Source organism: Corynebacterium sp. NML 150383 (assembly GCF_002285085.1).
Lineage (GTDB): Bacteria > Actinomycetota > Actinomycetes > Mycobacteriales > Mycobacteriaceae > Corynebacterium > Corynebacterium gottingense.
This window is the reverse complement of sequence record NZ_NSGK01000005.1, coordinates 1-14,993: the sequence shown is the minus strand read 5'-3', so window position 1 is coordinate 14,993 and position 14,993 is coordinate 1. Positions and strand designations below refer to the sequence as shown.

At 64.2% G+C, this 14,993-nt stretch carries 17 protein-coding genes; 12 read left to right on the top strand and 5 right to left on the bottom strand.

The features are described 5' to 3' along the window. Positions 1 to 4: 4 nt before the first annotated feature. The 6 genes from CKJ85_RS06380 (at position 5) to rplI (ending at position 3,503) form a co-directional block, all read left to right on the top strand. The gene (locus tag CKJ85_RS06380) at positions 5 to 1,513 is read left to right on the top strand and encodes a glycosyltransferase family 87 protein (protein WP_095553784.1); all 1,509 of its coding nucleotides are present in this window, start codon (positions 5 to 7) and stop codon (positions 1,511 to 1,513) included. After that, complete coding sequence (locus CKJ85_RS06375; RefSeq protein ID WP_095278346.1) at positions 1,459 to 1,650, top strand: hypothetical protein; 192 nt, start codon at positions 1,459 to 1,461, stop codon at positions 1,648 to 1,650. Before CKJ85_RS06380 ends, CKJ85_RS06375 begins: the two co-directional genes overlap by 55 nt. A 38-nt stretch (positions 1,651 to 1,688) precedes the next feature. Further along, positions 1,689 to 1,994 carry a hypothetical protein gene (locus tag CKJ85_RS06370; protein ID WP_095553783.1) on the top strand — a complete coding sequence of 102 codons (306 nt, stop codon included), beginning with the start codon at positions 1,689 to 1,691 and terminating at the stop codon, positions 1,992 to 1,994. Positions 1,995 to 2,108: 114 nt separating this feature from the next. Then, positions 2,109 to 2,405, top strand: coding sequence for a 30S ribosomal protein S6 (rpsF, locus tag CKJ85_RS06365; RefSeq protein WP_095278341.1), 297 nt, complete (start codon positions 2,109 to 2,111; stop codon positions 2,403 to 2,405). A 48-nt stretch (positions 2,406 to 2,453) separates the two neighbouring features. Then, the gene (locus CKJ85_RS06360) at positions 2,454 to 2,999 is read left to right on the top strand and encodes a single-stranded DNA-binding protein (RefSeq protein ID WP_095278339.1); all 546 of its coding nucleotides are present in this window, start codon (positions 2,454 to 2,456) and stop codon (positions 2,997 to 2,999) included. 51 nt (positions 3,000 to 3,050) lie between these two features. Beyond that, complete coding sequence (gene rplI, locus CKJ85_RS06355; protein WP_095278337.1) at positions 3,051 to 3,503, top strand: 50S ribosomal protein L9; 453 nt, start codon at positions 3,051 to 3,053, stop codon at positions 3,501 to 3,503. A gap of 11 nt (positions 3,504 to 3,514) precedes the next feature. On the opposite strand, the gene CKJ85_RS06350 is transcribed toward rplI, so the two are convergent. Then, complete coding sequence (locus tag CKJ85_RS06350; RefSeq protein ID WP_158221625.1) at positions 3,515 to 5,008, bottom strand: HNH endonuclease signature motif containing protein; 1,494 nt, start codon at positions 5,006 to 5,008, stop codon at positions 3,515 to 3,517. A 551-nt stretch (positions 5,009 to 5,559) separates the two neighbouring features. Between CKJ85_RS06350 and dnaB the strand changes: the two genes are divergently transcribed. Next, on the top strand, positions 5,560 to 7,059 hold the full coding sequence (gene dnaB / locus CKJ85_RS06345; protein ID WP_095545669.1) for a replicative DNA helicase: 1,500 nt from the start codon (positions 5,560 to 5,562) through the stop codon (positions 7,057 to 7,059). A gap of 6 nt (positions 7,060 to 7,065) precedes the next feature. Here dnaB and CKJ85_RS06340 read toward each other — a convergent pair whose 3' ends face one another. From CKJ85_RS06340 to CKJ85_RS06330, 3 genes are read right to left on the bottom strand one after another with little or no spacing between them, the layout of a single operon-like run. After that, positions 7,066 to 9,219 carry a cation-translocating P-type ATPase gene (locus tag CKJ85_RS06340; RefSeq protein ID WP_095553781.1) on the bottom strand — a complete coding sequence of 718 codons (2,154 nt, stop codon included), beginning with the start codon at positions 9,217 to 9,219 and terminating at the stop codon, positions 7,066 to 7,068. A gap of 4 nt (positions 9,220 to 9,223) precedes the next feature. Then, a complete protein-coding gene (locus CKJ85_RS06335; RefSeq protein WP_095547953.1) occupies positions 9,224 to 9,424 on the bottom strand; it encodes a heavy-metal-associated domain-containing protein in 201 nt (66 codons plus the stop codon). Positions 9,425 to 9,472: 48 nt separating this feature from the next. Continuing rightward, positions 9,473 to 9,685 carry a transporter gene (locus tag CKJ85_RS06330; RefSeq protein WP_095278325.1) on the bottom strand — a complete coding sequence of 71 codons (213 nt, stop codon included), beginning with the start codon at positions 9,683 to 9,685 and terminating at the stop codon, positions 9,473 to 9,475. A 105-nt stretch (positions 9,686 to 9,790) separates the two neighbouring features. Between CKJ85_RS06330 and CKJ85_RS06325 the strand changes: the two genes are divergently transcribed. Continuing rightward, a complete protein-coding gene (locus CKJ85_RS06325; RefSeq protein WP_095547952.1) occupies positions 9,791 to 10,174 on the top strand; it encodes a co-chaperone YbbN in 384 nt (127 codons plus the stop codon). Between the two features lie 60 nt (positions 10,175 to 10,234). Continuing rightward, positions 10,235 to 11,035: a PspA/IM30 family protein gene (locus CKJ85_RS06320; protein WP_095553780.1), complete on the top strand. Its 801-nt coding sequence runs from the start codon at positions 10,235 to 10,237 to the stop codon at positions 11,033 to 11,035. On the opposite strand, the gene CKJ85_RS06315 is transcribed toward CKJ85_RS06320, so the two are convergent. Then, on the bottom strand, positions 11,032 to 12,141 hold the full coding sequence (locus tag CKJ85_RS06315) for an NYN domain-containing protein (protein WP_095553779.1): 1,110 nt from the start codon (positions 12,139 to 12,141) through the stop codon (positions 11,032 to 11,034). The two genes, CKJ85_RS06320 and CKJ85_RS06315, sit on opposite strands and share 4 nt — an antisense overlap. A gap of 206 nt (positions 12,142 to 12,347) precedes the next feature. Here CKJ85_RS06315 and CKJ85_RS06310 point away from each other — a divergent pair, with 206 nt between their 5' ends. Genes CKJ85_RS06310 through CKJ85_RS06300 form a run of 3 tightly spaced genes read left to right on the top strand, consistent with a single transcriptional unit; the run spans position 12,348 to position 14,577 of the window. Beyond that, positions 12,348 to 12,722, top strand: coding sequence for a GntR family transcriptional regulator (locus tag CKJ85_RS06310; protein ID WP_095538183.1), 375 nt, complete (start codon positions 12,348 to 12,350; stop codon positions 12,720 to 12,722). Then, a complete protein-coding gene (locus CKJ85_RS06305; RefSeq protein ID WP_095553778.1) occupies positions 12,719 to 13,546 on the top strand; it encodes an ABC transporter ATP-binding protein in 828 nt (275 codons plus the stop codon). The genes CKJ85_RS06310 and CKJ85_RS06305 overlap by 4 nt, the downstream gene beginning before the upstream one ends. After that, positions 13,543 to 14,577 (top strand): hypothetical protein, encoded by a 1,035-nt coding sequence (locus tag CKJ85_RS06300; protein ID WP_095553777.1) that lies wholly within the window; start codon positions 13,543 to 13,545, stop codon positions 14,575 to 14,577. The genes CKJ85_RS06305 and CKJ85_RS06300 overlap by 4 nt, the downstream gene beginning before the upstream one ends. The last annotated feature ends 416 nt before the right edge of the window (positions 14,578 to 14,993 follow it).

The following is a 14,993-nucleotide window of genomic DNA, read 5'->3' as shown; positions in this document are numbered from 1 at the left end:
AGCAATGGAACAGCACACTCAGGACGTGACGGACACGGCGGCGCAGCGAGTCCAGCCGGGGCGCACCGAGCCGGTCGCTCGGGGATTCGTGGAATATCTGGGCGGCCCGATGGGCAAGTTTGCCCAGATCGGGCGGGCGAAGTTTTGGACGCCGCTGCGCACCATCTTCGCGGTCGCCTACACCTTCCTCTTCTTCGGCGCGCTTTCTAAATCCAACTGCGCGCTGGGCAAGGCCGACGAGAACGGTGTGCTGCAGCTGAACTGGGACGGCAACCGCCAGTACACGTCGTTCTGCTACAACGACATCGTCCCGCTCTACGGCGCGCGCGGCCTGGACCAGCCCGGCTTTGTGTACGACTACTCCTGGGTGGAGGACGGCCTGACCCGCTACATGGAATACCCGGTGCTCGCCGGGCTGTTCCAGGGTGTTGCCTCGTTCATCTCGCGCAACACGTACTTCCTCGTGGACCGCGTCCTTCCCGAGGTCGGCTGGTACTTCTACGTCACCGTGTTCATCCTGTCCGTCATCTGGGTCGCCACCGTGCGCATGGTGGCGGAGCTCGCGGGCAACCGCATTTGGGACACGCTGCTGGTCGTCGGCTCCCCGCTGCTGATCATGCACTCGTTTACCAACTGGGACATCCCGTCCATTTTCTTCGCGGTGGCGGCGATCTATGCGGCGCGCAACAAGAAGTTCTGGCTGGCTGGTGTGATGATCGGCCTCGGCACGGCGTTCAAGATGTGGCCCATCTTCGCCCTTGGCGCCTACCTGGTCGTTGCGCTTCGGAAGCGCGACCTCGTCCCGTTCCTCAAGATGGTCGCCGCGACCGTGGTGAGCTGGGTCGCGGTCAACCTGCCCATTTACCTGCGCGACCCCGAGGCGTGGGGCGAGTTCCGACGCCTCAACACCGACCGCAGCTGGGAGTGGACCACCATCTACGCGGTGTTCAGCCGCATCACCGGGTGGGCCGGATTCGACTCCGGCGACGGGGCGCCCGTGATCCTCAACGCGGTCACGCTCGTGCTCTTCCTCGCGGGCTGCGCGGCGGTCCTGATCATGGGGCTCAAGGCGCCGCGCACGCCCCGCATCGCCGAGCTGCTCACCCTCATCGTCGGCTTCTTCCTCCTCTTCAACAAGGTGTGGAGCCCGCAGTACTCGATCTGGCTCATCGTCCCCGCGGTGCTCGCGCTGCCGTACTGGCGCCTGCTGCTCACCTGGATGACCGTGGACATGATGGTGTGGCCCATCCTCATGTGGCACATGATGGGTACCGATAACCTCGGGGCTCCGGGCTGGCTTCTCGACGCCACCATCATCGCCCGAGACGGCCTCATCATCACCATCATGGTGCTGGTCGTGCAGCAGATGTTTGGCAAGCGCACCGACAAGGTCGCCGAGGCCCACAACGGCCACGACCCGCTGCTGAGCACACCCGACGAGTGGGGCGAGGAGGCAGCGTGGGCACCGCGACGGTCGTCGGCATCTGCTCCATTGCAGTCGGTTTCCTCCTAATCGCGGGCGCCTTCTGGGCGATGGCCAAGCTGCAGCGCCCCATGCTCTCGCTCGGTCTTGGCGTTCTCGCGTTCGTCTTCATCACGGTGATTCCCGTTTTCCTTGCATTATTTGTGGCGGCACCGCGACCGGTTTAGGTAGGGTGGCCAAAAAGTTCGACGACGCTAAGGAAAATATGCAACGCCTTTCTATCTTGGCCACCACCGTCGCGCTTGCGGGCGCACTGACCGCTTGCGGCACCAGCGAGAGCGAGCCGACGACGGAGACCGTGGAACAGCCGAGCCAAGAACCAAAGCAGGAGCCGCAGCAGGGGCCGGAGCTGCCGGCGTCGATAAGCGGCTACAGCGAAGAGGCTCAATCCGACGCGGCGAAGGATGGTCGCGCCGAGGTGGAGTTCGATGACGAGCACTGGGAGCTCGAGTTCAACGACATAGACGTTGACATCACGCCGGACGGGTTGGTCACCGAAGCGGACCGGTAGGCATTTGGCCTGCGGGATTGTGTGGGGTAGCCTGGACGGGTTGCTTGACGCAACGACCCTCCTGCCACCGCAAAAGTGCGGTGGCCGAAACAAGTTACTAGACCATAGGAGGTGATGAGGTCCGTGCGTCACTACGAAGTAATGATCATTCTTGACTCTAAGCAGGATGAGCGCACCGTTGCCCCGTCCCTGGACAAGTTCCTGGAGATTGTCCGCAAGGAAAACGGCAAGGTGGAGAATGTTGATGTGTGGGGCAAGCAGCGTCTTGCTTACCCGATCAACAAGAAGGAAGAGGGCATCTACGCCGTTGTAAACCTCGAATGCGAGCACGCAACCGTCGATGAGCTCGACCGTGTTTTGAACCTGAGCGATAACGTCGTGCGTACCAAGGTGCTGCGCACCGACAAGTAGGAACAGGTAGGCTCAAACCACACGTAAACCAGCTGGTAGGAGAAGAGCATGGCACAGAACGAGACCCCGATCACTGTTGTCGGCAACCTGGTTGCTGACCCGGAACTGCGTTTCACCCCGAGCGGTGCCGCGGTGGCGAACTTCCGTATCGCTTCCACGCCCCGTTCTTTTAACCGGGAAACGAACCAGTTCGAGGACGGTGAGGCACTGTTCCTGACCTGCAACTGCTGGCGCCAGATGGCCGAGAACGTCGCAGAGTCCCTGACCAAGGGCATGCGCGTGATCGTGCAGGGGCGTTTGCGGCAGCGTTCTTACCAGACTCGCGATGGCGAGAATCGTACCGTGTTTGAGGTCGAGGTTGATGAGGTCGGCCCGTCCATCAAGTTCGCTACGGCGAGCGTGACGCGCACCCCGCGCGATGGTGGCGGCCAGCAGCGGAGGCCACAACAGCAGCAGGCCCCGCAGCAGCAGTACCAACAGCAACCGCAGCAGGCCCAGCGCCCGCAGCAGCAGGCCCAGCCGGATAACGATCCCTGGAACTCCGCCCCACCGGCAGGTGGTTTCGGCGGGATGGATGACGAGCCCCCGTTCTAAACGTTGTTCCCACCCACACAAGATTTTTCATCATAAGGAAGGTTAGGATTCATGAAACTGATCCTCACCGCTGCCGTTGATAACCTTGGCGAGCCCGGCGACATCGTCGAGGTCAAGGACGGCTACGGACGTAACTTCCTGCTCCCGCGCGGCCTTGCCATTACGGCCACCCGCGGTGCAGAGAAGCAGATCGAAGACATCAAGCGTGCACAGGCAGACCGTCAGGTCCGCGACCTGGATCACGCAAAGGAGCTGCGCGATCAGCTGGACCAGCTCACCGGCGTGAAGGTCCCCGTGCGCACTTCTGAGAAGGGCAAGCTGTTCGGCTCCGTCACCGGTGCCGACATCGCCGACGCAGTGAAGGCTGCCGGCGGCCCGTCCCTGGACAAGCGCCGCATCAATGTGCCGAAGGGCCTTGTGAAGAAGACTGGCGGCTACCAGGTCAAGGTCAACCTCCACGACTCCGTGGAAGGCAAGATTAACTTCGAGGTCGTCGCAGCGTAAGAGCTTTACGCTTATCGACGAGCGACAACAGCATTTTCTGACGCGCACCCCTTTGTGAGGAGGGGGTGCGCGTTTTTTGCGCGCTGCGTGGGCTGCTGCGCAGAGACGTACCCTGGTGGGAACGGGCAGGGCTCGCGTTCGGGCTCGGGGTAGGGATCCGGGTCTGGTTCCTCCGGGATGACTGTTGTCTCTTCGGTCGGCGGTTCGGGGGCCAGGTCGAAGCTGTGTCCCGTGGCGTGCTCGAGTGCCTGCAGGTCCGCCATCAGCCGGTAGTAGTCGCCGTGGTTGTCGTACTCGTCCAGCAGGTGGTGCGCCCGGGCGAGGAAATCTGCGTACGCGTCCCGGTTTCGGGCGACGTTGGGCAGGGAGCTGCGCCAGCGGGTGGTGGTGGGCGTGGTTTCGTCGAAAAGCGGGCCCTCGTGGCGGCTGAGGAGGTAGGTGCCGTCTTCGCACAGCCACACGATGTCCCCGGTGACGGGGTCGGGGACGTAGAAGATGCGCTTGTCGGTCTTCATGTTGTGGTGGTGCGGGCAAAGGCAGAAGAGGTTGTGGGGCGTGGTCTCGCCACCGCGGTCGAACGGGATGCGGTGATCCAGTTGGCAAGCGGTCGCGGGTCTGTCGCAGCCAGGGAAGATACAGTTCCCGTCTCGGGCGTGCGCGTAGTGTTTCATTCCCTCCGTCGGCGCGTAACTGTCCGTCTTGGTGGTGGCTGTCTCATCCAGGTTGACCGTTTCAGGCGGGTGGTTGCTGAGCAGACTCTCGAGCTCCGCGGTGGCGAGGGCGTCAGTCCATCCGTAGCGAGGAATGAATACGGGGGCGCCGGCCGCCCGGGTGCCGTCGGCGCCCGCGGGTGCGTAGACATGGATGCGGACGTTCGCGGCAGGCTCGACGTCGCCGTTGAGGAGCTTTACAGCGGCGTCCGCGAGCGAGACCTTCTCTTGGCGTGCTGTGGCCTGCAGCGTGGCGCGAAGGACGGCCATTGTGGTGGCATCGGTGCTGAGCGTCATTGTTGCGATGCCCGCACTGCCGTGGTCCTCCTGCGCAGAGAACTCGATGTTGCGCGCGCGGTGGTTGTGCTCTGCCTCGCGCTTTTTGCGCTTTTCCGGGTTGTGGCTGAGTCCGACGTCAAGCTTGGCAATCATCGTGCGGATGCGGCGGGCAACTGACGCGCGGGAGGGGAGCTCCTGGTTTGCGCGCTTCGGTGTGAAGATCCGGGTGAGCATGTCGTCAAAAGCCGCCCACGTTGCTTCGTCCGCTGAAGCGCCGATCTTGCACAGGGCAGTATCTATGCCGGTGAGCATGTGCACGGAAAGGAGGCAGGTCTGCTCTTGCAGAGCGAGCAGCTTGGGCAGGCTGGCGAGCCGGAAATACGCCAAAACCGCAGCTTCGACCTCATGTTTGGGGCGGCTGGTAACCTGAGCTAACTCTTCGACCTCCAGGTCGAAGTCTTCAACCGCGGTCGAGGCTGCGTAGCCGCGGTAGAGGGCAAACTCGGCCTCCCGCATACGCTGCGAAAGCTGCGCGCGATGGTCCGTCGAGTTTTGGCATCTGAAGTAGTGAGCGGGTGGCACGATTCCCCCTTTCTGCGGTGAGCGGTCATCGTGGTCATTGCGGCCAATTATACCGAACATATAAACGACGGCAACGTCTGTGACCATATTGTTACGCTGTGTTCTAGTAGGTGTGTGCGAGTCACCTCCCGCGCTGTACCGATGGCACCCCTACTGCTGTGGATAACTCTGCGGAATAAGCCCTGCTCAACGGCAAAGTTTAGGTTACTAGCCGGTGAACGTACGCCTGTCAAACCTGGTGGTGAATGGGGTTTTTCACAACCTGCACACACAACTCAAAAAGTCCCAAAACTCCTGTGACCAGCAGCGATGCGCCGTTTCCCCAGGTCGCTGATACTAGTTATCCACAAGTTATCCACACCCTGTCCTGGGCCGTGTGTACAAGACGTCGATTCATCCCCAAGTTATCCACACCTACCTGTGGAAAACGCAGTGTTTGGCGCTCGCGGTACGCTGTAGGCCTACGAAACAAAGGGGTGACGACGATGGCCGACGATGCACTTCACGGCTTTGATGATGACTACGTCCTGCCGCCAGAGCCACGCGACGAGTTCAGCGAATTTGGCGACTTTGATGACTTCAGCGGAAATTCGCGGCGAGGGCGCGGGAATCAGCGGTATCAAGGACAGAAGGGGCAGCAGGGGCAGCGCAACGGCCAGGGCGAGTACCGCCAACCGCCGCACGATGAGCGCGCGGAGCGCTCGGTGCTCGGCGCGATGCTGCTCAACCAGGAGGTCGTGCTCGACGTCGCGGAGGGCCTGCAGCCGGAGGACTTCTACTTTCCGGCTCACCAGCTGATTTACCAGGCAATTATCGAGCTGTTCTCCTCGGGCAGCCAGATCGACGTGCTCATCGTCTCCGGGCGGTTGGACCGCCTGAACCAGCTCGAGCGGGTGGGCGGGGCGCCGTACCTGCATACGCTGATTTCGGAGGTGCCGACGTCGGCAAACGCCCGCTACTACGCGGAGATCGTGGAGGAGAAGTCGCTCCTCCGGCAGCTTGTCAACGCCGGTACGCACGTGGTGCAGCTGGGCTACGAGGGCGAAGACGGCATGGAGATCGAGGCGCTGGTGGATCGCGCGCAGCAGGAGGTCTTCGGGATCTCGCGCAACAACCAGGGCGAGGACTACCGCGTCCTTTCGGAGCTGCTCAAGCCGACTATCGACGAGCTCACGCAGATCGCTCAGGGCGGCGCCCTCGACCAGGGCGTGCCGACCGGGTTTACGGACCTGGACAACCTCACGAACGGCCTGCACGCGGGCCAGATGATCATCATCGCGGCCCGACCTGGCGTGGGTAAGTCGACGCTCGCGCTCGATTTCATGCGCTCCTGCTCCATTCAGCACGGCAAGACCTCCGTGATCTTCTCACTGGAGATGAGCGCCTCCGAGATCATCATGCGCATGCTGTCGGCGGAGACGGAGATCAAACTGTCCGCGATGCGAGCGGGCAACATGGAGGAGCGGGATTGGGAGAAGCTCACCACCCGCCTCACCGAGATCCAGGACGCCCCGCTGTTTATCGACGATTCCCCGAACCTCACCATGATGGAGATCCGGTCCAAGGCGCGACGCCTGAAGCAGCAGCACGGGCTGGACCTGGTGGTGCTGGACTACCTGCAGCTGATGAGCTCGGGCAAGCGCGTCGAGTCGCGCCAGCAGGAGGTCTCGGAGTTCTCGCGAAACCTCAAGCTGCTGGCAAAGGAGCTGGAGGTGCCGGTGATTGCGATCTCGCAGCTGAACCGTGGCCCGGAGGCGCGTACGGATAAGAAGCCGCAGCTGGCGGACCTTCGCGAGTCAGGCTCGCTGGAGCAGGACGCCGACATGGTGTTCCTGCTCTACCGTCCGGACTCACAGGATCGTGACGACGAGCGCGCGGGCGAGGCGGACATTATCGTCGCGAAGCACCGCGGCGGCCCTATCGACACGATCCCGGTGGCGCACCAGCTGCACTACTCTCGCTTTGTCAATATGGCGCACGGCTAAACCCTGCTAAACCCTCTTAAACCCGCGTAGACGCAGCGAGTTGGACACCACAAACACGGAGGACAGGGCCATGGCGATGCCAGCCAGCATCGGGTCGAGGAGGCCGAACGCGGCGACCGGGACGAGCACGACGTTGTAGGCGAACGCCCAGAACAGGTTGCCCTTGATGGTGCGCAGGGTGCGGCGCGAGAGGCGGATCGCGTCTGCCGCAGACATGAGCGTGTTCTGCATGAGGGTGATGTCGGAGGCCTCGATCGCTACGTCCGTGCCGGCGCCCATGGCCAGGCCCAGGTCGGCCTGCGCGAGCGCGGCTGCGTCGTTGACGCCGTCGCCGACCATGGCCACGTGGCGCCCCTGCTCCTGCAGCTGGCGGACCACGCGCACCTTGTCCTCCGGCAGGACGCCGGCGGTGACGTTGTCCGGGTCGATGCCTACTTCCTCGGCCACGGCGCGCGCGGCGCCCGCGTTATCGCCGGTGAGCAGGTGCGGGGTGAGCCCCAGCTCGCGCAGCTTCGCCACAGCGCGGGCCGAGTCCGGCTTCACCGTGTCCCGGACCGCGACCATACCTTCCGCGTGCCCGTCGACCTCCACGGCGATCGGGGTGGCCCCGGCCTGCTCAGCCTCGCGGAACGCGCGGGCCAGTGGCCCATCGAGTTCCGCGCTGGGCCGGCCCACGCGCACGCTGTGGCCCTCCACGGTGGCGGACGCCCCGCGGCCCGGCTCATTGGTAAACTCGGACGCTTCCGGGACGTCGTCGCCCGCGGCCTTGACGATCGCGCGAGCGATGGGGTGCTCGGACCCGGCCTCTACGGCGGCGGCGAGGCGCAGCGCGTCGTCGCGGCCGGTGACGTCCACGACCGCCATCTCGCCGCTGGTCACGGTGCCGGTCTTGTCCATCACCACCGTGTCCACCTGGCGGGTGGATTCCAGCATCTCGGGGCCCTTGATCAGTAGGCCCAGCTGCGCGCCGCGCCCGGTGCCCACCAGGATCGCGGTGGGGGTGGCTAGGCCGAGGGCGCAGGGGCACGCGATGATGAGGACGGCGACCGCCGCGCGGAACGCCTCGCTCACGCCGTTGCCCACGAGCAGGTGCCCGACCAGGGCCACGACGGAAATGGCGATGATGGTGGGGACGAACACGCGCGAGATCCGGTCCACCAGCCGCTCGACCGGGGCCTTGCCGGACTGCGCGTCCTTGACCAGCTTGCCCATCTGGGCGAGCGTGGTCTCGCTCCCCACGCGCGTCGCCTCCACCACGATGCGCCCGGACGTGTTGAGCGTCGCGCCCGTCACGCTGGCGCCCTCGTCCACTTCGACGGGGACGGATTCACCGGTGAGCATGGAGGCGTCGATAGCCGAATGCCCCGACACCACGCGCCCATCGGTAGCAATCTTCTCACCGGGGCGCACGACAAAACGGTCGCCGACCTGGACTTCCGCGATCGGGACGCGGACTTCCTTGTCGCCGCGCAGCACGCTCGCGTCCTTCGCGCCCATGCTCAGCAGCTCACGCAGCGCGGCGGAGCTTTGCCCCTTCGCGCGCGTTTCAAACCACCTGCCGAGCAGCAGGAACGTAATCACGACGCAGACGGATTCGAGGTAGATCTCGTGCGGACCGCGCTCCGCAAACAGCGCCACGATGGACCACACGTACGCCGCGGTCGTGCCCAGCGTAATGAGGGTGTCCATGGTCGTCGCGCCGTGGCGCAGGTTGATCAGCGCCGCGCGGTGGAACACGCTGCCGGCGGAGAAATACACCAGCGTCGTCGCGGCGAACGCGGCCCACTGCCAGTTCGGAAACTGCAGGCCGTGCACCATCGACACCAGCATGACCGGCACCGTCACCAGCGCCGCCCAGATCGTCGTTCGCTTGAGCCGTTCGGCTTCGTCGTCGCGGGCGTCGCTCACCGAGCTTATCGACGCCCCCTCGTCCCCGCTTTCCTCGCCTCCCATCACGAAGGCGTCGTAGCCGGCGGTGCGGACGACGTCGATAAGCTGCTCCGGCGTCGTGGTGGCCTCGTCGAAATCGACGGTCGCCGTCTCCGTGGAGTAGTTGACCGCCGCGTCGACGCCGTCGAGCTTGTTCAGCTTGCGCTGGACGCGGGACGAGCACGACGTGCATGTCATGCCCGTGACGCCCAGTTCGAGATGGCTGGTCATGGCGCTACTTCAGTGTGTAGCCGGCCTCGGCGACGGCCTTGGCCACGTCCTCGGCGGAGAAGCCTTCGCCGGACACGGAGACGGCGCCGGTGGTGTGATCGGCCTTGACGTCGGTGACGCCCTGGATCTCGCTGATCTCCTCCTGCACACTGAGCTCGCAGTGGCCGCAGGTCATGCCTTCAACGGTGAATTCGCGGGTTGCCATGATGCTGTCCTTTCGGTTGACGGTTCACGTACACCCGCAACTATACCCCTAGGGGGTATCGGGCGAAAGGATGGTGAAGCCGGCGTGCTCCGCCGCAGCCACGATGTCGGCGTCGGTGAAGTTTTCGCCCGAGACCGTCATGCGGCCCTCGTTCGGCTCCACGGTGACGTCGAAAGTGCCCTCGACCAGGCGTACTTCGTCGATCAGCGAATCAACTGCGACCTCACTGGACTGGCCTGAAATGTTGTAGTTCTTCGTCATGATTTCCGCCCCTACCGGCTCGGCTGAGACTGCAAAGGAATGCAGTCGCGCTTGTTACTGTTGCACCGAGGGCAACGTTAACAAACCCCTGTAAAGGAGTATGCAATGAGCACTATCGATGTGACGAAAGAGAACTTCGAGGAACTCATCCAGAAAGACGGCATCGTCTTCGTCGACGCTTGGGCGGAATGGTGCGGTCCGTGCAAGGCCTTCGCGCCGACCTTTGCTAAAGCATCGGAAGAGCACCCCGACGTCACCTTTGCCAAGCTGGACACCGAGGCAGAGGAAGAGCTTGCTGGCAAGCTCGGCGTGACCAGTATTCCCAACATCATTGCCTTCCGCGACGGTATCCCGCTTTACCAGCAGGCCGGCAACATGCCGCCGGCGGACTTTGAGTCGCTCATCGGACAGGTCAAGGCATTGGACATGGAAGAGGTCCGCAAGCAGTACGAGAAGATGCTGGCCGAGCAGGGCAAGCAGGGCGAGTAGCCCGAAAACCTGCGTACACTGGGGCGGCGACCATTTTGCGACGACGGAAGGACACGACACATGGCAAACCCGTTCTCTAAGGGCTGGAAGTACCTGATGCAGTCGTTCGACACCAAGATCGACGAAAACGCTGACCCCAAAGTGCAGCTCCAGCAGGCGATTGAGCAGGCGAAGAAGAACCACCGCGACATCTCCGAGCAGGCGGCCACCATCATTGGTAACCGCAACCAGCTGGAGATGAAGCTGGACCGCCTGATCAAGTCGCAGGAGGACCTGCAGCAGAAGGCCCGCGTGGCGCTCCAGGCCGCCGACAAGGCGCAGGGCGAGGGGGACGCGCAGAAGGCGCAGGAGTTCAACAACACCGCCGAGGTGCTCGCGTCCCAGCTGGTCGCTGTGGAGCAGGACCTGGAGCAGACGAAGCAGGCCCACGCGTCGGCCGATCAGGCGGCGCGCGAGGCGCAGGCGCAGCAGCAGCAGTCCGAGGCGCGCCTGCAGGAGCAGCTGCAGCAGGCGAAGCAGCTCGAATCCCAGCTGGGCCAGGCGAAGATGCAGGAGGCCACGTCCAAGACGATGGACTCTATGAACAACTTCACTGCGGACCAGAACGTGCCCACCATGGACGGCGTGCGCGACAAGATTGAGAAGCGCTACGCCACCGCGCTCGGCCAGCAGGAGCTGGCCAAGGACTCGCTGGGCGACCGCATGGCGGAGATCGAATCCGCTGGCACGGACGTTGCCGCGGCAAGCAAGCTGGACGAGATCCGCGCCTCGATGGGCTCCGGGAGCGCCGACAAGCAGCTGGAGGCCCCGGAAGCTCCTGAGGAGTCCGAGGAGTCTGGGGAGTCCAGCAAGGACGACTAGTTGCGGCTGATGCTGATCAGCACGCCGCGAATGCCCGAGTGAAACCCATCGCGGAGATTGACGCGCTGGGTTTCACTCAGCGTGTACTCGTGCAGCGTCTCGCACGCGAACTGCAGGAGCGGGCGATCAATTTCGGGCGGGAGGCCGCCTCCGGAGAGCATGTGCGCCTTGTCGCGCTGCTCCGAGGAGGCGGCGTTTTCGTACCACCAGGACGCATACTGCTGGCCCACGTCGTACGGGGTCTGGAAGCCTGCGGAGGTCCACACCTCCTCCGGGAGAGGGACGTAGCGCGAGCGTAGCTTGCGCCGGGGCGCCATCATCGACGGCTTCGGAGCGGGCTTCGGCTTCGGTGCCGGCGCTTCCTCCGGCTCGGGCTCCGGTTCCGGCTGCGCATCGGGCTCCGCCTCCTGTTCCTCCGGCTCCTCCTGCGCCTCCGGTTCTTCGGGTTCCTCGGGCGCCAGCGGGTCCGGGCCGAGCGGGACGGGGGACGGCCCCTCCGCCTCGTCGAGCGGCTCGGCGTCCGCGAGCGGGCGCTCCCGGATCGTCGGCGGCAGCGGGCCTTCGAGGACCTGCAGCTGCATCGCGTCGGCGAAGTCCTCGCGGGGGTCCAGGATCGTCGTCGTATCGCACGCGTGGCGCAGGGCGGAGGACATGGAGTCCCAGCCGAACCCGTAGAGGTGCACGCGCATCCCGTTGACGGTCGCCTCCTCGACGCCGGGGATCATGTCCGCGTCGCCGGAGACCAGGACAAAGTCGGTGAACTGCCCGCGCATGGCATGCGCGACCAGGTCCGCCACCAAGCGGGTGTCCACGCCCTTCTGCGTGCGACGGTCGCCCCACTCGATGAGTTGGCCGGTGCGCAGCTGCACGCCGTCGCAGGTCCGCAGCGCGCGCTGGTAGCGGTGCGGGCCCGAATCCGGGATGCCGTCGTACCAGAGCTGGCGGTGGATGGGCTGGTTGAGTTGCTGGCTGATCATGGTGCCGAGGGTTGCCACGACCTCGGGCAGGTCAATTTCTAACTGGGATCGTGCGCCGATTTCCCACGAGTTGTAAAAGCTCGCGAGCAGGTAAGACGTGTCGACGAACACCAATGTGCGTTCAAGCATGGCTCCTAAATTCCGATTCTTTTCGTTGCTAAGTGCTATTTGCTTCCCCAGTGTGCCTGAATTGGCCTGCTGGGTCCACCCCTTTCAACGATCCTTGACGCCCCAGTGTTCCGCGGTTATCGTGTTAGTTACTCAAGTAACCAACCAACGCACCAGGGCAGCTTTTCGACGCCACGGGGCAGGGAAGGAACCGCAGGACCCATGTCATGAACGCTGAATCAGATCCCCTCTTCGTGCAGGTAGCGCGCTTCGTGGAGGACCTCGTCGTCGACGGCTCCTTGGAGCCCGGGCAGCGTGCCCCCTCCACCAACGAGCTCGCCGCCTTCCACGAAATCAACCCCGCCACCGCCCGCAAGGGTCTGGGAATCCTCGTCGACGACGGGATCCTGGAAAAGCGCCGCGGGCTCGGCATGTTCGTTACCCCCGACGCGCGCGAGCGGGCCGTGCAGTCGCGCCGCGAGCGCTACGCGGGCGAGTACCTCGCCCCAGCCATCGACGAGGCCGTCCGCCTCGGCTACGACCGCGCCACCTTGCACACCCTCATCGACCGCGTCGCAGAAAGCAGAGGAATGTACCAATGATCACCGCAACGCACCTGGAAAAACGGTTCCGGAAGCAGCCGGTCCTCACCGACATCACCTTCGAGCTCCCCGGCTCCGGCATCCACGCCCTGCTCGGCCGCAACGGCGTGGGCAAGTCCACCTTGCTCGCCATGATCGCGGGACAGCTCAAGCCGACTGGCGGGGAGCTCACCGTCTTCGGCGAGCGGCCCTTCGATAACGCAAGCGTGATGGACCGCGTCTGTTTTACCGGCGTCGATACTGCGTACCCCGCCTCGTGGTCGCTGGCGGACATCGTCGCCGCGGCGGCGAAGCGCTACCCGCACTGGTCGCAGGACCTCGCGGACACGCTCATGCGCGACTTCGCCCTCGACGAGCACGCGCAGACCATCTACGGCAAGTGCTCCCGCGGCCAGCGCGCGATGATCGGCATCGTGGTCGGGCTCGCCTCCGGCGCCGAGCTCACGCTTCTCGACGAACCCTACGTCGGCCTCGACGTCCACAACACCTCCGTCTTCTACCGCCACCTCCTCGAGCTCGCCGAGTCCCAGCGTTGCTTCATGATGGCGACTCACCACATCGAGGACGCCGCCAAGATCCTGGATTCGGCGCTCGTGCTGGGGCGGCAGGGGAGCGTCGATAAGCATCTGCTCGCTGAAGACGCCGACGGCTACGTCATCGCCACCGGAGATTTCGACGAGCCCGCCGGGGCCATCGCTTACCGACGCCACGCCTCCGCCGCCCGCGCCATCCTCCCCGCACCAACCGCTGCTGAACTGGGCCTGCGCGGCCAGGCCGCGGACCTCGGCGACGTGCTCGAGGCGATCCTGGAGGTGCAGGCATGAGCGCAATGACGCACCTCGACCGCGGGTTCCTCTGGCACCAGTTCAAGGCTGGGCCGTGGATGCGCTTCCTCGGCGCCGCAGCGCTGCCGCTCTTCGTGCTCTTCGCCACGGATGGGGGGCAATGGATGATTCTCTTCGGCAGTTTCACGAGCGTGATGACGCTGTCGTGGATCGCCATCCCCGAGCCCAGCGCATTCAAGGCGCTCGGCATGAACCGCGCGCGCGTCCGTCAGCAGGTGCTCACGCTTGTCGTGCCCTTCGCGGTCGTCGTCTTCGCCGTCTTTTGCCTCATTAATCCGCACCGGGCGGTCATCTCCAGCGCCATTGGTGTGGTTCTCGCTGCAGTGACGTTCCTGGTCTCGGCGCGGCCGTCGGGTGAGCCGGTCGACCTCACTCGCACCGGAGGCATTAGCTTGGCGCGGCGACGCGGCGGCTTCGCCTTCGAGGTCTTCTGGCGCCGCATGTGCGTGTGGGCGGTGCCGGTCGGCGTGATCACGGGCATCCTCTACGCGCTGTGCGCCCGGTCCGCCAGTAGCTGGGTCACCGGAGTGCTGCCCTCTGGCGCGTTGCTCTTCTACTGGCTCTGGGGTGTGGGAGGCGGTATGCCGACGGCGGCGGTGGCGCAATCGTTTGGCACAACCCGCAAGTTCTGGGTCGCAACAATGGTCGGCGTCGCGACGGTCGCATCACTACTGGTCACCGGGTCCGCGATCCCCGTCGCATTGCTTATCGACGCCTCCGTGCCCCTCACCCCACTGCTCCTCCAAGGCGCCGTCGGCCTCGGCGTGCTCCTGGTATCGAAGCAGCTGCAGACGTGGATGCCGTCCGCGGTCTTCTTTATCGGCTACATGGCGTGGATGTTCACCCGCGACATCATGGACGTATCCGGCAACAACACCGAAGTCGGCAGCGGTGAAGTTGCGGTGGCGCTCGTGTTCTCCGGCGTATGCCTGCTTTCGGCTGCAGTCGGCTTCGCGCTCATGCTTACTGGTCGGCTTGACCCCAAGCGGCCGCGCGAAGTCAAGAAGTAAGTAACGTTACGTTCACCCAAACACCGCCCGTACGCTGGGGATTTGTGTTGGTGTTTGGGTGTGTGTAACTTTATGTGAGTCAGCGAGACCGACAACGCCCCGCCAGACAGACTCCGCAAGGTAGTTGAGCTGGTGAGATGGCGGTCAGGAAAACGATCGCTGGCCGACATAAGAGAATATGGACTTCGGTCCGGTTGGGTCAAGGATTTGACTTTCGGATTGTGGTTTGTGTAGTGTCGACAAAGTCGCTTTTTACAGCTGCTGGGTGATTTGCCTGGTGGTGAGTGAATGTGCGTGTGTTGTTTGAGAACTCGATAGTGTGCCAATGTACTTTTGTTTGTGGATTGGTTGCGTGCCTGTGTTGTGCTGGCTGCACGTTTTGTGTGGTTGGTGTGTGCCGGTAGCATCGCTTGTGA

Excerpts from the sequence above, each read along its gene's own strand:
- CKJ85_RS06380 (WP_095553784.1), top strand. The coding sequence starts at position 5 with ATGGAACAGCACACTCAGGACGTGACGGACACGGCGGCGCAGCGAGTC.
- CKJ85_RS06325 (WP_095547952.1), top strand. The coding sequence starts at position 9,791 with ATGAGCACTATCGATGTGACGAAAGAGAACTTCGAGGAACTCATCCAG.
- CKJ85_RS06305 (WP_095553778.1), top strand. The coding sequence starts at position 12,719 with ATGATCACCGCAACGCACCTGGAAAAACGGTTCCGGAAGCAGCCGGTC.
- rpsF (WP_095278341.1), top strand. The coding sequence starts at position 2,109 with ATGAGGTCCGTGCGTCACTACGAAGTAATGATCATTCTTGACTCTAAG.
- CKJ85_RS06360 (WP_095278339.1), top strand. The coding sequence starts at position 2,454 with ATGGCACAGAACGAGACCCCGATCACTGTTGTCGGCAACCTGGTTGCT.
- CKJ85_RS06335 (WP_095547953.1), bottom strand. The coding sequence starts at position 9,424 with ATGGCAACCCGCGAATTCACCGTTGAAGGCATGACCTGCGGCCACTGC.
- CKJ85_RS06370 (WP_095553783.1), top strand. The coding sequence starts at position 1,689 with ATGCAACGCCTTTCTATCTTGGCCACCACCGTCGCGCTTGCGGGCGCA.
- CKJ85_RS06330 (WP_095278325.1), bottom strand. The coding sequence starts at position 9,685 with ATGACGAAGAACTACAACATTTCAGGCCAGTCCAGTGAGGTCGCAGTT.
- CKJ85_RS06320 (WP_095553780.1), top strand. The coding sequence starts at position 10,235 with ATGGCAAACCCGTTCTCTAAGGGCTGGAAGTACCTGATGCAGTCGTTC.
- CKJ85_RS06350 (WP_158221625.1), bottom strand. The coding sequence starts at position 5,008 with ATGCGGGAGGCCGAGTTTGCCCTCTACCGCGGCTACGCAGCCTCGACC.
- CKJ85_RS06315 (WP_095553779.1), bottom strand. The coding sequence starts at position 12,141 with ATGCTTGAACGCACATTGGTGTTCGTCGACACGTCTTACCTGCTCGCG.
- CKJ85_RS06300 (WP_095553777.1), top strand. The coding sequence starts at position 13,543 with ATGAGCGCAATGACGCACCTCGACCGCGGGTTCCTCTGGCACCAGTTC.
- dnaB (WP_095545669.1), top strand. The coding sequence starts at position 5,560 with ATGGCCGACGATGCACTTCACGGCTTTGATGATGACTACGTCCTGCCG.
- CKJ85_RS06310 (WP_095538183.1), top strand. The coding sequence starts at position 12,348 with ATGAACGCTGAATCAGATCCCCTCTTCGTGCAGGTAGCGCGCTTCGTG.
- CKJ85_RS06340 (WP_095553781.1), bottom strand. The coding sequence starts at position 9,219 with ATGACCAGCCATCTCGAACTGGGCGTCACGGGCATGACATGCACGTCG.
- rplI (WP_095278337.1), top strand. The coding sequence starts at position 3,051 with ATGAAACTGATCCTCACCGCTGCCGTTGATAACCTTGGCGAGCCCGGC.